Source organism: Acinetobacter sp. CIP 53.82, assembly GCF_000369465.1.
GTDB lineage: Bacteria > Pseudomonadota > Gammaproteobacteria > Pseudomonadales > Moraxellaceae > Acinetobacter > Acinetobacter indicus.
On record NZ_KB850046.1, the window covers coordinates 1,617,603 to 1,631,617 of the forward strand.

13 protein-coding genes and 1 riboswitch are annotated in these 14,015 nt (G+C 46.9%); of the genes, 4 read left to right on the top strand and 9 right to left on the bottom strand.

Annotated features, from left to right (window positions below; translation table 11 throughout):
- The first annotated feature begins 12 nt into the window (after window positions 1-12).
- Window positions 13-1,209, top strand: coding sequence for a putative lipid II flippase FtsW (ftsW, locus tag F905_RS13155; protein WP_005181595.1), 1,197 nt, complete (start codon window positions 13-15; stop codon window positions 1,207-1,209).
- On the opposite strand, the gene F905_RS13160 is transcribed toward ftsW, so the two are convergent.
- The 7 genes from F905_RS13160 to F905_RS13190 form a co-directional block, all read right to left on the bottom strand.
- Window positions 1,198-1,458, bottom strand: coding sequence for a zinc-ribbon domain-containing protein (locus F905_RS13160; protein ID WP_005181597.1), 261 nt, complete (start codon window positions 1,456-1,458; stop codon window positions 1,198-1,200). The genes ftsW and F905_RS13160 overlap by 12 nt on opposite strands.
- A 51-nt stretch (window positions 1,459-1,509) precedes the next feature.
- Window positions 1,510-2,430 (bottom strand): tRNA glutamyl-Q(34) synthetase GluQRS, encoded by a 921-nt coding sequence (gene gluQRS / locus F905_RS13165; RefSeq protein WP_005181600.1) that lies wholly within the window; start codon window positions 2,428-2,430, stop codon window positions 1,510-1,512.
- A gap of 2 nt (window positions 2,431-2,432) precedes the next feature.
- Window positions 2,433-2,960: an RNA polymerase-binding protein DksA gene (gene dksA / locus F905_RS13170; RefSeq protein WP_005181603.1), complete on the bottom strand. Its 528-nt coding sequence runs from the start codon at window positions 2,958-2,960 to the stop codon at window positions 2,433-2,435.
- Between the two features lie 214 nt (window positions 2,961-3,174).
- Window positions 3,175-3,978: a metallophosphoesterase gene (locus F905_RS13175; protein ID WP_005181605.1), complete on the bottom strand. Its 804-nt coding sequence runs from the start codon at window positions 3,976-3,978 to the stop codon at window positions 3,175-3,177.
- Between the two features lie 21 nt (window positions 3,979-3,999).
- Window positions 4,000-4,608 carry an NUDIX domain-containing protein gene (locus F905_RS13180; protein WP_005181612.1) on the bottom strand — a complete coding sequence of 203 codons (609 nt, stop codon included), beginning with the start codon at window positions 4,606-4,608 and terminating at the stop codon, window positions 4,000-4,002.
- A 77-nt stretch (window positions 4,609-4,685) separates the two neighbouring features.
- Window positions 4,686-6,581, bottom strand: coding sequence for a phosphomethylpyrimidine synthase ThiC (thiC, locus tag F905_RS13185; RefSeq protein ID WP_005181616.1), 1,896 nt, complete (start codon window positions 6,579-6,581; stop codon window positions 4,686-4,688).
- A gap of 84 nt (window positions 6,582-6,665) precedes the next feature.
- Window positions 6,666-6,796, bottom strand: a riboswitch (TPP riboswitch).
- A gap of 60 nt (window positions 6,797-6,856) precedes the next feature.
- Window positions 6,857-7,879: a hypothetical protein gene (locus tag F905_RS13190; protein WP_051065025.1), complete on the bottom strand. Its 1,023-nt coding sequence runs from the start codon at window positions 7,877-7,879 to the stop codon at window positions 6,857-6,859.
- Window positions 7,880-8,227: 348 nt separating this feature from the next.
- Between F905_RS13190 and F905_RS13195 the strand changes: the two genes are divergently transcribed.
- Together F905_RS13195 and phoU are read left to right on the top strand one after the other, a co-directional pair.
- Window positions 8,228-9,568: a multidrug efflux outer membrane protein AbuO gene (locus F905_RS13195; RefSeq protein WP_005181618.1), complete on the top strand. Its 1,341-nt coding sequence runs from the start codon at window positions 8,228-8,230 to the stop codon at window positions 9,566-9,568.
- Between the two features lie 124 nt (window positions 9,569-9,692).
- A complete protein-coding gene (gene phoU / locus F905_RS13200) occupies window positions 9,693-10,415 on the top strand; it encodes a phosphate signaling complex protein PhoU (protein WP_005181619.1) in 723 nt (240 codons plus the stop codon).
- A 731-nt stretch (window positions 10,416-11,146) separates the two neighbouring features.
- On the opposite strand, the gene F905_RS13205 is transcribed toward phoU, so the two are convergent.
- Entirely contained in the window at window positions 11,147-11,416 is a 270-nt protein-coding gene (locus F905_RS13205) for an oxidative damage protection protein (protein ID WP_005181625.1), read from the bottom strand.
- 21 nt (window positions 11,417-11,437) lie between these two features.
- A complete protein-coding gene (gene argH, locus F905_RS13210; RefSeq protein ID WP_171065096.1) occupies window positions 11,438-12,868 on the bottom strand; it encodes an argininosuccinate lyase in 1,431 nt (476 codons plus the stop codon).
- On the opposite strand from argH, the gene F905_RS13215 reads away from it, so the two are divergent.
- On the top strand, window positions 12,859-14,013 hold the full coding sequence (locus F905_RS13215) for a sensor histidine kinase (RefSeq protein WP_005181627.1): 1,155 nt from the start codon (window positions 12,859-12,861) through the stop codon (window positions 14,011-14,013). The two genes, argH and F905_RS13215, sit on opposite strands and share 10 nt — an antisense overlap.
- The last annotated feature ends 2 nt before the right edge of the window (window positions 14,014-14,015 follow it).

Consider the following 14,015-nt stretch of genomic DNA (forward strand, 5'->3'; position numbering starts at 1 on the left):
AGGATTTGGGATATGGCTGGCTTTGCTCAGACAACGATCAATAAAATCAATCAGGTCTATGAGCGCTGGTTACCGCGGTTACCGGCCGAAGTGAATGTGCGCAATGTGCTCATTTTTAGCGTATTGGCCTTGCTCTGTATCGGCTCGATTATGGTGGCGTCTGCCTCAATGCCCTATGCCGAGCGTATGCATGAAAATGCCTTCCATTATGTACTGCGGCATGGTATATCAATTGCGGTAGCGCTAATTGCCGCCTATACCGTGTATAAAGCTCCCTTAAACCTCTGGTTCAATAACACCTTCTTTTTATGGATTATTACCATTGCCTTGCTGATTGCGGTACTGGTGGTCGGTACCGAAGTCAATGGTTCTAAACGCTGGATTCGGGTGGCCGGGTTTACCTTGCAGGCTTCAGAAGTGGCCAAGGTGATGATGGCGATTTTTACCGCCGACTACGTGGTACGTCGTGCCGAAGAAGTGCGTAATAATATTAAAGGTCTGGTACGGCTGGCAGTGATTATGGCGGCGACTGTGGGCCTGATTATGGCAGAACCGGATTTGGGTGCGACTGTGGTGATTGCGTTGACCATGCTCGGGGTGTTCTTCCTGGCCGGTGCACCACTGATTCAGTTCGGGATTGCCTTGGGTGCGATGCTGGGTGCGTTTACCTTCCTGGTGGTGTTTGAGCCCTACCGTTTTGAACGTTTAATGTCTTTCTCTAACCCGTGGAATGATCCGCTCGGGGCCGGTTATCAGCTGTCAAATGCCTTAATGGCTTTTGGCCGGGGTGAATGGGCCGGGGTGGGGTTGGGGCATAGTATCCAGAAAATGTCCTATCTGCCGGAAGCGCATACCGACTTTATGCTGGCCGTTTTAGGCGAAGAATTTGGCTTTTTTGGTATCCTGGTGGTGCTGAGCCTGTCTTTCACCATGCTGGTCTGCTGTATTCGCATTGGTCATCGTGCCTTGCGACATCAGTATTTACGTGCTGGTTATCTGGCTTATGGGATCAGCATCATCTTCCTGTTACAGATTCTGGTGAATGCCGGCATGAATATGGGCATGTTGCCGACTAAAGGGCTGACCCTGCCATTTATCAGTTATGGTGGTTCATCGCTAATTATGTGTGCGGTGATGGTCAGTCTGATTCTGAAAATTGAAAGTACTACCCAGCAGACCAATCCAAGCCGTGAGGAATCAAGCTTCTAGATTGCTCTGCTGAAATGGATCTGGCTGAGCATGGTGCAACACTGTGCTTGGCATTTCCGTTTTACAGTTCAGACATTTGACAAAGCTGCCTTTGGCTTTGGATAGCGGAATTAAAGGAATAAAAAATAAGGAAAAATAATTGCGCTGCTGCTTCAGTTCATAGCTGGTGCGGGTGCGACAGACCGGACAGACAAACTGGTTTTTCTCCAGCACTTTGGTTTTTGGACCAATCCCGAAAATAAAAAACATAGTAATCCCATCTTGCAGTTATTTTTTTCTAGATTAGCGCAAATTGTGTAGTTATGCGTAGCTGCCCTGTAGCTGAGTTGTATGTGGAATGGCGTCAATTGACCACTGGGCAATGGCTTGCTGCAGCATACGTGCCGGGGTGTCTAAAACTACCGGGGGTTGGTGCAAAGCCGTGAGCGCCTGTTGTAATAGCAGAGGAGCCTGATTTAAATCCAGCGGCTGGGCCAGGTTCTGCTTGGAGAGTTTTTGCCCCTGATCATTCATGGCCAGCGGCAAATGCAGATAGCGCAGTTCCGGATAGCCCAGCACCCGCCCAAGCCAGATCTGTCGTTCGGTATTGTCCAAGAGGTCTGCGCCGCGGACGACATCGGTAATGCCTTGCAGATAGTCATCGACCACCACGGCCAGCTGATAGTTAATAATCCCGTCACGGCGTTTTAAGACAAAATCCCCCAGATCTTGTTGCAGGTTGGAGCAATGCCGGCCCTGCAAGCGGTCTTCAAAGCAGATGTCTGTATCGGTCACTTTCAGGCGGATGGCCTGCTGTGCAAAGGGGAGTTGCAGATTGCGACAGGTGCCAGCATAAATATGATTGGAACCGAGCATTTTACGCGTGCACTGGCAGGCATAGACCCAGCCTTGCTCGGCGAGTTGCTCAAGAACGTCTTCGTAAATGGCCAAACGGTCTTTTTGAAACAGAATCTCACCATCCGGCTCGAACTGAAAGGCATCTAAAGAACGCAGGATATGCGCTTCACTGCCGGGATAAATACGGGGAATGTCAGTGTCTTCAATACGGACCAGCCAGCGCCCATGCTGGGCCTTGGCATCGCAATAACTGGCCACCGCGGTAATGAGGGAACCAAAATGCAAAGGGCCGGTTGGCGATGGCGCAAACCGGCCCACGTAATTCTCTTCAGCTTTCCCTCCCTTTATCAAAGGGAGGGGCAGGGAGGGATTACGAATAGACATGCTTAACCGTTATTTTGCTTCTCTTTGATTTCTGCCAAAGTTTTGCAGTCAATACACAAAGTCGCAGCTGGACGCGCTTCTAAACGGCGTAAACCAATTTCGATGCCGCAGGTTTCACAGAAACCGTAGTCATCGTTTTTAATGGCTTCAATGGATTGTTCAATTTTACGGATCAGTTTGCGTTCACGGTCACGGGTACGTAACTCGATGGCAAACTCTTCTTCCTGAGTGGCGCGGTCGTTTACGTCAGGCAATGCAGTATTTTCATCTTGCATTGTGTTTAGCGTACGATCAACTTCAGACATCAGCTCAGCTTTCCAGGCCAAGAGAATCTGACGGAAGTGCTCAAGCTGGCCCTCAGACATATATTCTTCATTTTTTTTCGGCTGATAAGGCTCAATACCAAATAAGCTAGCAGTAGAACCACCTTCTGACGCCTTTGGCTTTGTCTTACGCACGCGCTTTGTAGATTTTTCCTCTACAACATCTGTTTGTTCGTCCAAGACTTGATTTTGGTTGTCATTCGCCATGTAGGGCATTCCTCATCATATACGTATTATCTATACGCAAAAAATATGGTGATATGCAAGTGTTTTTATCCACTCCCAAGGAGAAGATTATCCCTTCGGGGGTCGTCATCATATAGACTTTTTATGTATATTGATAGTCTTTGATGTTTGGATTTCGTCGTATCACGTTTTCCTTCGCAGCCATAACTTAAAGCAAAAAGATTAAAATGAAAAGTTAATAACCTGAAATTTCATTATTTATTTGACCGACTAAATTTTCAACACGATGCACCTGTGTGTCGAACTCGCCGTTGTCCTTTAAATGTAAGACCCGATAGCCCGGTGCTTCCTGTCCCAGGGCAAAATCATCACTATGCGGTTTAAATTGTACTGAAGTCGAAGGCGTTGAATAAAAAGGAATATTGTTCCAGATGTTCAGTGAATCCTGATGCACGTGGCCAAATAAAACCGCTTTAATATTCTGATGCTTGGCCATGATTTCAGTCAGATCTGCGGTATTTTTCAGTTTGTGCTGATCGACCCAATGCGACTGCATGGCAAAAGGATGATGATGACAGGCCAGAATCACATGCTGGCCGGCATGTTCGGTTAACAGCTGGTCCAGTTGCGCGAGCTGGGAGGGTTCAATCCGGCCATCAATCTGATTCTTGACCGCACTGTTCAGCAGCATGATGGTCCAGCGACCCAAATGAATGGCATGTACCCGGTTTTGCTGCTGGTGAAATGGAAAATATTCGACTTCATCATGATTACCCGGAATCTGATAAAACGGAATATTCAGGCGGTGCATAAATGCCAGATAGCGCGCATAGGTCGCCGGCACCGGCACCTGTGCCAGATCCCCGGTATGAACAATGGCATCCAGCTCAGGATAACGTTGCTGAATATCACGCATGATGCCATGAAAGCTGTGTTCCGGATTCATCTGCACAAATTTAAGGTCTTCCTGATCCATTAAATGTGTGTCTGAAATCTGGACGATGGTCCAGCTTTGTGTATTTTTGCTTATAAAAGTCATGCCTGACCCCTTAGACATTCCTTATGGTTTAATTTGTTGTTGTAACCATTGCAGGGCGATGATCAGCGGCGCATTCCTGAGCCGACCATTGGCCAATAAGATCGGTAAGTGCTCATACTCAAAAATATGCAATTGAATATTTTCGCCTTCCTCACTAAGACCAAACACACCGCCTTGTTCAGGCAAATTTACTTTCGCACTATATAAATGAAAGATTTCCGCACAAGCTCCTGCAGAAGGATAGAAGGTAAACAGATGCTGCAGTTCTTCAACTTCGCAGCCTGATTCTTCTAGGGTTTCACGGCGAATGCAGCTTTCCGGTGATTCATCACCATCGAGTACGCCCGCAATGACTTCGAGTTGCCAGGGAGAATCCTGATCATCCATTGCCCCAATACGAAATTGTTCTATTAATGCAAATTTATGTTTTTTTTCATCATATAACAATACACCGGCTGCCTCCGGGCGTTGAATCAACTCCCGATGAATGACCGGTGTATAGTGGTTTTGATTAAACAGGCGATGGCTCAGACTGACTTTTTCAACCTGAATAAAGCCACGAAACAAGAATTCACGCTGTTGAATGCGCAGTTCATTTCGACCATAGGTCGCCTGTTTAAGTATTTCCATAAAACATCATACGGATGAAGAACATCAGTTTTCATCCTAACTGAGATTAAATGGAACACAAACTCTTTTTCGATAGTTTAGACGTCGTGGTACAATTTTTGACCAGTCTGTTGATAGGTCTCCTTCATGGCTTTGAGACCTTCCGCAACCTCTGTGTCGCTTTGCATGGCTTCTTTAGCAAGATTCTGATTTTGCGCATAATCTCTCACATTTTGGGTGATTTTCATGGAGCAGAATTTCGGTCCACACATCGAACAGAAGTGCGCCGATTTGTGTGCTTCTTTCGGCAAGGTTTCATCATGCATACTGCGCGCCGTATCCGGGTCCAGACTCAGGTTAAACTGATCTTCCCAGCGGAATTCAAAGCGGGCTTTGGACAGGGCATTGTCACGCGCCTGCGCACCCGGATGGCCTTTGGCCAGATCGGCGGCATGTGCAGCAATCTTGTAGGTGATAATACCGTCTTTAACATCTTTCTTGTTCGGCAGACCTAAATGCTCTTTTGGCGTCACATAGCACAGCATGGCCGTGCCATACCAGCCAATCATGGCGGCCCCAATGGCCGAGGTAATATGGTCATAGCCCGGTGCAATATCGGTGGTTAGCGGACCAAGGGTATAGAACGGCGCCTCTTTGCAGACTTCCAGTTGCAGATCCATATTTTCCTTGATCATATGCATTGGCACATGGCCCGGGCCTTCAATCATCACCTGCACATCATGTTCCCAGGCGCGATGCGTTAACTCGCCCAAGGTGCGAAGTTCGCTGAATTGTGCTTCATCATTGGCATCCTGGATACAGCCCGGACGCAGACCATCGCCCAGACTGAACGACACGTCATAGGCTTTCATGATTTCGCAGATTTCATCGAAGTGGGTATACAGGAAGTTTTCTTCATGATGCGCCAGACACCACTGTGCCATGATTGAACCACCACGTGACACAATACCGGTGAGGCGGTTGGCGGTCAGCGGTACATAACGCAGCAGTACCCCAGCATGAATGGTGAAGTAGTCCACACCTTGTTCGGCCTGTTCAATCAGGGTGTCTTTAAAGATTTCCCAGGTCAGGTCTTCTGCTACGCCGTTAACTTTTTCCAGCGCCTGATAAATTGGCACGGTACCAATTGGCACCGGCGAGTTGCGGATAATCCATTCGCGGGTTTCATGAATATTTTTCCCGGTCGATAGGTCCATGATGGTATCGGCGCCCCAGCGGGTGGCCCAGGTCATTTTCGCCACTTCTTCGGCAATGTCGGAACCCAGTGCCGAGTTACCAATATTGGCATTAATTTTCACCAGGAAATTACGGCCAATAATCATCGGCTCAATTTCAGGGTGGTTAATGTTGGCGGGAATAATGGCGCGGCCGGCAGCGACTTCCTGACGTACAAATTCCGGGGTAATTTCACGCAGATTTTGTGCGCCAAAGTTTTGTCCCGGATGCTGGCGCATATCGACGCCTTGCTGCTGGCGCAGGTTTTCACGGATGGCGATGTATTCCATTTCCGGAGTAATAATGCCCTGTTTGGCATAGTGCATTTGGGTCACGTTATGCCCGCGTTTGGCCCGGCGCGGTTTCTGGATATGGGCAAAACGGATGTCGGCAGTGCGGATGTCACGCAGGCGTTCCTGACCGAATTTAGAACTGAGCTGATCCAGAATTTCTGTATCGTTACGCTCTTCAATCCAGCGTTCACGCACATTCGGTAAACCCTGGTTCAGATCAATATTGACTTCCGGGTCGGTGTAAACGCCAGAGGTGTCATAGACCATTACCGGCGGATTGTGTTCACCGCCTAAACTGGTTGGGGTCTCGGTCAGTTCAATCTGGCGCATCGGGACACGGATATCCTCACGTGAGCCCTGGATATAGACTTTGCTCGAAGCGGGTAAAATACGGGTGAGGTCTTTGGCATCTTGCTCGTGTTGAGCAGAAATAGCCTCGGAAGAAAGATTCGTTAATTGGTTCATACCATGATCCTTATGAAGAGCATCAACGAATCAAGCACGACCAAAACGAAACGGATTTATCCTGAATAATAAATCGAAACTTAAGGTTTAGTTGCGCTTGATTCCTACGCAGGTGTTAACCTGATCAGGTTCAACGGTACTTGTGCTTAATCATCTATACGGTTAGACAATTACACAATCTCAGCGAGGATTTACTCGCGCTCCGTCAAGCTGCTTAAATCTTAACAGGTTGGCTTAAAAAGGCCAGTGATAAAACTGCCAAATTGGTGGGTGGCTTAGTTATTCTGATAAGGCATACAGACCGCATCGCTAAAACAGTCACGGGTCGGACTTAAGCCGTTTAGCGGTAAATCCAGATAATGGGACAGCTGCTTTAGCGCCAGGGTGTTGGCACGTTCATTGTTTTGTTCCTGTGCGGTCAGGCTGACTGGAATACGGTTACGCCGTTCCTGTGGCGACATCTGTACAAAGCTGTGGAATTTACGCGCCTGATCTGCCAGTCGTGACTGCTCCAGCTTGGCCAGCTTTTCAATTTCATACCAGACACTGGGCTGAATCGCATATTCTGCTTCATAGCTGTCTGAAACCGGGGTATTTAAGGTGCCTTTAAACAGGAACATACGATAGACCTGATCCAGATAACGCGCATCGCGGATATAACTGCTGTCAGGATAGTTTTTGACATAATCTTCCCAGAACAGGGCGCGACGCACCACTTCCTGGGCATCAATGGTCAGGCCGCCATCACGAATCGGACGCTGCATATTCTGTTCGGCCAGATTTTCAATAAAAATCCGTTCGGCATCGGGCAGATAAGGCGCAAAAATACGAGCCAGGTACTGCGGATTACGCCGATAGACCAGTTGCCCTTCACCGGCATCATACAGGTCGACATAGGCCTGACCTTTGTGTTTCAGCAGATACTGGTCGCGTAAGGCAAACTGTTCGAAATGGCTTTGCTGAATGGTGGGATGCTGGGCCAGATCAAAGGCATACTGATCAAAAGCGGTCTGCTGCTGGGCGGTACGTTCGACTTTCAGAAAATTCTGGTACATCTGGGCAGACAGTTCCAGCAGATGCTGCTGGTCGGGGAAATCCATTAGTGGCAAACAGACTTTTAAATCCTGGTTAATCTGTTCCAGGGCAAAGGTGGTGCGCTGCTGGTTAATCTCGCGCATTTCCTGTTCAATACCGCGGCAGATCGACTTTAAATCGACCGCCTGTTCAGCCACAGCCTGCTTCGGCTTCTGTTCAATGACCACAGGAGGTTCTGGCCTTTGACACGCGGTCAAAACCATTGCAGAACATAAACTGAGCAGTAAAGTACGCCAGCGGGGAGAAATAAGCTTCACGATAACCCAATTAAAAAAGCAGCAAAAAAATAACAAGTGCGGAATGTATGGCGCTATTGTAACCAGCTTCGGGCCGGTGAATTGTAGCGTTGTGCTGAAGTTTGGTTACATGGCTGTGAGTGCGCTCCTGGCTCAACTCAACTGGACAGCTTGCTGCTTGAGTTAAAGCGGTAAAATATAAAAAAATAATCAAAAACATACGAAAAAAATGCGATAAATCGCTACTATGGAGCAAATTGAGTCAATGCTTGACTGAGACATGGCCATTTTGGCGAGATGAGTTAAACGAATAAAATGAAGAAAAAAATATGTGTATTGGGCCTGCTGTTGTTTAGCCCTTGGGCGCAAGCCTTGGATCTGGTCGAGGCCTATGAGCGTGCCAAAGCCACCGATCCGAACTGGCAGGCCAATCTGCTGCAATATGAAGCCGATCAACTGAATTTAGGCATTGCCAAAGGCAATTTGCTGCCGACCGTGACTGTGTCTGGCAATATCACCCGGCGCAGTCAGGACGCCAATGCTGCGACAATTCCAAGTTTTCCAGTCAGCTCTGAAAGCCTGTCGCCTTCAGCAACCACCACCCGTCAGGTGAGTGTCACTGCACGCCAGCCTTTATTCCGCTGGGATGCCTGGGAAGGCCTAAAACAGGTCAAAACCTCACTCAGTCTCAGTGAAGTCACCTTAAGACTGCAAAAGCAGGAGCATATTTTAAATGTGGCCGAAGCCTACTTTAATGTGCTACGTCAGCAGTCTTTAACCACCGCCTATTTACAGGAAGAGCAGGCGCTGCTGGAACAGCTGAACATGATGAATGCCAAGCTGCGTGAAGGACTGGTTGCGCGCAGTGATGTCAGCGAAGCCGAGGCGCAATATCAAAATGCCAAGGCCAACCGGATTGCCACTCATGTTCAGCTGGTGCTGGCACAGGAACAACTGGCACAGCTGATCGGGCCATATCGTGAAAATCTGGCGGTACTGCGAGATGACTTTCAGTTCCAAAAACCTTATCCGGCCAGTTTAGAGGCATGGACCGAGTTGGCGCAAAGTCAGAACCTATCCATTTTGCAGGCCCGCTTGCAGCAGCGTTATGCTGAAGACCAGAAACGGGTCGAGCAGGCCGCGCGTTATCCGCAAATTGAAGCGGTCGGCACTTATGGCTATAACAAGCAGACGCCACAAAGCCGGATTTCTCAGGATGGTCAGTTTGATCAGGTCGGTATTGAAATGAACTGGAATGTGTTTACCGGCGGCCGTACCCAGCGCAATATCCAGAAAGCAGCGGTGAATGTCGATAAAGCCGAAGCCGAGCTGGATGCGGCGATCCGTAAAGCCAATACCGATGTAAAAAGTGCCTATTTGCAGGTGGAAACCGATCAATCCAAGTTACAGGCACGACAGGCGGCCATGCAATCGGCGCAACTGGTATCGCGCGCCTCCCGTGCCCAATATCATGAAGGCCTAAAAACCATGGTCGATGTCCTGCTGGCCCAGCGTAATGCTTTTTCGGCCAAGCAGGACTATTTGAATGCCAAATATGATTATCTGATTAATGTGCTGCGCCTCCGGGCATCGGTGGGGCAACTCAGTGAAAAAGATCTGGCTGAGATGAACTTGTGGTTAATAGAAAAACCTTAAATTTCAATAAAATAAAATGATGCAATCGGGCACTTGTTTAAATTGTCATAAAAGCTTAATGTTTAATGTGATTTAATAATCAATGATCAAATAAGTCCGTTATTATTGCATTGGAGTACATCTCTTGAGTCCAAATAATCCTGTGTTAAATCACCATATTTCTTCTCAATTTAATGAAGATCTACAGGATGTCAATACAAAATTCATGACCATGGGTGGCTTGGTAGAGCAGCAGGTGGCCAATGCGATTCATGCATTGCTGGACACAGATGCCGCGATGGCAATAGAGGTGCAATTTCAGGACAATGCGGTGAACCGTCTGGAAACTGAAATTGATGAAGCATTAACCCTGATTTTGGCGCGCCGTCATCCCGCTGCAATTGACCTGCGCATGGTGATTGCCATGAGCAAGGCCAATACCGACCTGGAACGTATTGGTGATGAAGCGGCTAAAATTGCCCGGATTGCACAAAGCTTGTGTGAAGAAGGTGGCTCGCCGCGCGGTTATATGGAAACCCGTCATATTGGCAACCAGGTGCGAGTCATGATTCATGATGCGCTGGATGCTTTTGCCCGTTTAGATGTCGATCAGGCTTTACGTGTACTGCTGGCCGATGCCGATATCGACCGTGAATACCAGTCGGCCACCCGGACCTTAATGACCTATATGATTGAAGATCCGCGTCATATTTCCCGTGTCATCAATGTAATGTGGGTACTGCGTTCCCTAGAGCGGATTGGTGACCATGCGCGTAATATTTCCGAGCAAGTGATTTATATGGTCAAAGGTCTGGATGTGCGTCATACCAGCATGGAAGAAATTGAACAGAAAGTTCAAGAACGCTAAGTTTGAATACCAGAAACAGCCTGAAATAATTTCAGGCTTTTTTTATGGATTACGCATAAAATGGATAAAAAAAATCCCAGATTTTGGGGGAAATCTGAGATCGAAATCGGGGATATTTATATCTATTATAAGAGATGCTTCCATCTCCTTGATTGTTATTATAGGAAGATGATGCGCGGAAATCTTTAAGCTTATTGTAGTCTAATGTTGAGTTTTATGAACAAATGTATCGGCCAGTTACAATACCAATCGGTTAAATAGGTTAATTTTAATCTAAATTATAAACCCCTGATTTTGGTGAAGTAAAACTTTATAGTTGTCCAGATATACCTGTCAATTCAATAAAAACCAATCACCTTAAGCTCACTATAAACAGGGAGCTTGCGGCTGGAAAACAACAAAGTTCATCTACTTTTTCTGTGCCAAGCCTGAAATGGGTGAATGAAGAGGGATTCATTTTTTATCGATGAAATTTTTGTGGATTAAAGGCTAAAAGCATCTTCCGAGATAGAACTCTATGTGCAGTGATTGATCTTGGGTTTGGATAGAGTAAAAGAAAAGCTCCATTTCTGGAGCCTTTCAAATTTAAGCCCACGCGCTTCGCTTGTCTTGCGTAATTTGTATAACCGTGCATAAAAAAGAATCCCCAAAAAATGGAGATTCTTTTTGCATGAAAGCCTACGCGGACTTCGTCCTTGTCTTGCGTAAAACTTAAAGCAGCGCTTTAAGTTTTACTCAGGCTTTAGCCCTTCGGCTTTTTCTAAGGTTTCGTCATTATTGAAGAATTTTTCGCGCTGTTCTTCCAGAAACTTTTTCGCATCTGCTTCAAACACATTTAAACGCTTTTCATTGATCAGCGTGGTCTGATGTTTCAGCCATTCGTTCCAGGCCTGTTTAGACACGGTATCAAATAATTCCTGACCTTTGGCACCCGGGAACGGGGCAAAGTCCAAGCCTTCCATTTCTTGTTGATACTTACGGCAAAATACTTGTCGAGACATATCCATACTCCGAATTTAAGATTAAGCGTAAAGTTGCTCTAAACGGGCGTGGGCGCGTTCAATCGCAGCAGCGACTTGTGCCGGAGCAGTCCCCCCAATATGGTTACGTGCATTCACTGAAGCTTCCAGAGTCAGGGCTTTTTCAAATACATCGGCCTGAATCAGGTCAGAGAACTGCTGCAGCTGTTCCAGGGTCAGTTCAGACAGGTCTTTGCCTTCCTGTACGCCCAGTGCGACCGCTTTACCAACAATTTCATGGGCATCACGGAAAGCAACGCCATTTTTCACCAGGTAATCCGCAAGGTCGGTTGCAGTAGAGAAACCACGCAGCGCCGCTTCACGCATTTCTGCAATGTTAGGCACCAATGCCGGAATCATGTCAGCAAACGCCATCAGTGAACCACGTACAGTATCAATTGCATCAAACAGAGGCTCTTTGTCTTCCTGGTTGTCTTTGTTATACGCCAGTGGTTGACCTTTCATCAGGGTCAACAGGCTCATTAAATCACCATAAACACGGCCGGTTTTACCGCGAACCAGTTCAGGGACATCCGGGTTTTTCTTTTGCGGCATGATCGATGAACCGGTACAGAAACGGTCAGGAATATTCACAAATTTAAACTGGGCTGAGGTCCACAGAATCAGTTCTTCCGACATACGTGACAGGTGCATCATGATTAACGATGCCGCAGCGTTAAATTCAATCCCGAAATCACGGTCAGATACTGCATCTAAAGAGTTTTCAGCCACGGCATCAAAGCCCAGTAATTCTGCGGTATAGGCGCGGTCGATTGGATAGGTTGTACCTGCCAGTGCAGCTGAACCGAGTGGCATACGGTTCACACGTTTACGGCAGTCAATTAAGCGCTCAGAGTCACGTACCAGCATTTCAAACCAGGCCATAAGGTGGTGACCAAAAGTCACAGGTTGAGCAGTTTGTAAATGGGTGAAGCCCGGCATAATCGTGTCAGTGTTTTTTGCCGCCAGGCTTAGAATACCAGTTTGTAGTTTTTTCAATAATTCTAAAATGGCATCAATTTCATCACGCACATACAGACGGATATCAGTCGCCACCTGGTCGTTACGGCTACGGCCGGTGTGCAGTTTTTTACCGGTAATGCCAATACGCTGGGTCAGGCGTGATTCGATGTTCATGTGCACATCTTCAAGGTCAATACGCCATTCAAACTGACCCGCTTCAATTTCGGCTTTAATGGTGTTTAAGCCGTTGATGATGTCGTCACGTTCCTGTGCAGTCAGCACGCCAACTTTGGCCAACATGGTTGCATGGGCGATTGAACCGGCAATATCTTGTTTATAAAAACGTTGGTCAAATTGGACAGATGCTGTAAATTCAGCAACAAATGCGTCAGTAGCTTCAGAGAAACGACCGCCCCACATACCCGAAGTCTGGGTTTGTGACGGATTTGAGGAATTAGAAGATGTGGTCATGTCGGCTCAATAGAATAAAAAGCAGTAATTTGAAAACGAGTATAACAAATTCGGAATCACTTGCCGAAGGGCAGGTGAGATCATCTTTTGCAGATACGGCTGATGAAAAAAATTACAGTTATTTTTTTACGAAAATAGGGCGTTGGCAACATCTAATTGAATTATTTATTGCCAGCAATGTATTGGCCATGGTGCTGGCACTGGCTGAAGCGCAAGGCTGGCAGGCATTAACCGGTTCACGACTGCTGCAATATGTGCTGTATATTAACTGGGTGTTACTGGCCTTTACTGCCTTTATTGAATATTTTCAAAGACGTTTGGGTCGGATGAGTCTGGGCTTTTCGCTCGGTTTTGGTTTTTTATTGCTACAGCTGATTGTACTGGTGACTACTTTAAGCCTGAATCTGCTGACGCATTTTGGCCAGAATTTTCATCTGCGTGACTTGACTGCAGCCGAGCTGGGGGCCGGGCTGGATTTGCATTTAAGTTATGGCATCTTGCTGGGAGCATTCTGTTTTCGCTATTTATATTTGCGCGAACAGAATTATCTGCGCGAGCAAAGTGCTCTAAAGGCCAAGGTGCATGCCTTGCAAGCGCGTATCCATCCGCATTTTTTATTCAACAGTTTAAATAATGTCATTAGCCTGATTGCGATTGATCCTGAAAAAGCCGAGCAGATGCTGCTCAATCTGTCACGTCTGTTTCGTGCCAGTTTACAGGAAGTCAAGCTGGTCAAGCTGCAGGAAGAAGTTGAATTATGCCAGCGTTATCTGGAGATTGAGCAGATTCGTCTGGGTGAACGCTTGCAGGTGGAATGGAAAATTGAACAGCCGCAACTGCTCAGTCAGGTACAAATTCCCTTATTAACTTTACAACCTTTACTGGAAAATAGTATTTTTCATGGTGTTGAAAAAATTTCCAGACCGAGTACCATTAGCGTATTGGTAGAAATTTTGGAAAATCAAGTCAATATCGTCATTACAAACCCTTACGTAAACGCTAAAATGAATTTACGACAAGGACATGGTATTGCAATTCAAAATGTGCAACAGCGTCTACGCGCCTTTTATGGAAGAAAGGTGGTCTTTCAAACGTATGCAGGGGAGGGCATGTATACCACCGTGGTACAGTATCCATATAAATAAAA

What these genes read in the sequence shown, in the direction of transcription:
- F905_RS13195 (WP_005181618.1), top strand. Translation starts at nt 8,228, where the DNA reads ATGAAGAAAAAAATATGTGTATTGGGCCTGCTGTTGTTTAGCCCTTGG.
- F905_RS13160 (WP_005181597.1), bottom strand. Translation starts at nt 1,458, where the DNA reads ATGTTTTTTATTTTCGGGATTGGTCCAAAAACCAAAGTGCTGGAGAAA.
- dksA (WP_005181603.1), bottom strand. Translation starts at nt 2,960, where the DNA reads ATGGCGAATGACAACCAAAATCAAGTCTTGGACGAACAAACAGATGTT.
- F905_RS13180 (WP_005181612.1), bottom strand. Translation starts at nt 4,608, where the DNA reads ATGGAAATACTTAAACAGGCGACCTATGGTCGAAATGAACTGCGCATT.
- thiC (WP_005181616.1), bottom strand. Translation starts at nt 6,581, where the DNA reads ATGAACCAATTAACGAATCTTTCTTCCGAGGCTATTTCTGCTCAACAC.
- argH (WP_171065096.1), bottom strand. Translation starts at nt 12,868, where the DNA reads ATGACCACATCTTCTAATTCCTCAAATCCGTCACAAACCCAGACTTCG.
- F905_RS13205 (WP_005181625.1), bottom strand. Translation starts at nt 11,416, where the DNA reads ATGTCTCGACAAGTATTTTGCCGTAAGTATCAACAAGAAATGGAAGGC.
- F905_RS13215 (WP_005181627.1), top strand. Translation starts at nt 12,859, where the DNA reads ATGTGGTCATGTCGGCTCAATAGAATAAAAAGCAGTAATTTGAAAACG.
- ftsW (WP_005181595.1), top strand. Translation starts at nt 13, where the DNA reads ATGGCTGGCTTTGCTCAGACAACGATCAATAAAATCAATCAGGTCTAT.
- gluQRS (WP_005181600.1), bottom strand. Translation starts at nt 2,430, where the DNA reads ATGTCTATTCGTAATCCCTCCCTGCCCCTCCCTTTGATAAAGGGAGGG.
- F905_RS13190 (WP_051065025.1), bottom strand. Translation starts at nt 7,879, where the DNA reads ATGGTTTTGACCGCGTGTCAAAGGCCAGAACCTCCTGTGGTCATTGAA.
- F905_RS13175 (WP_005181605.1), bottom strand. Translation starts at nt 3,978, where the DNA reads ATGACTTTTATAAGCAAAAATACACAAAGCTGGACCATCGTCCAGATT.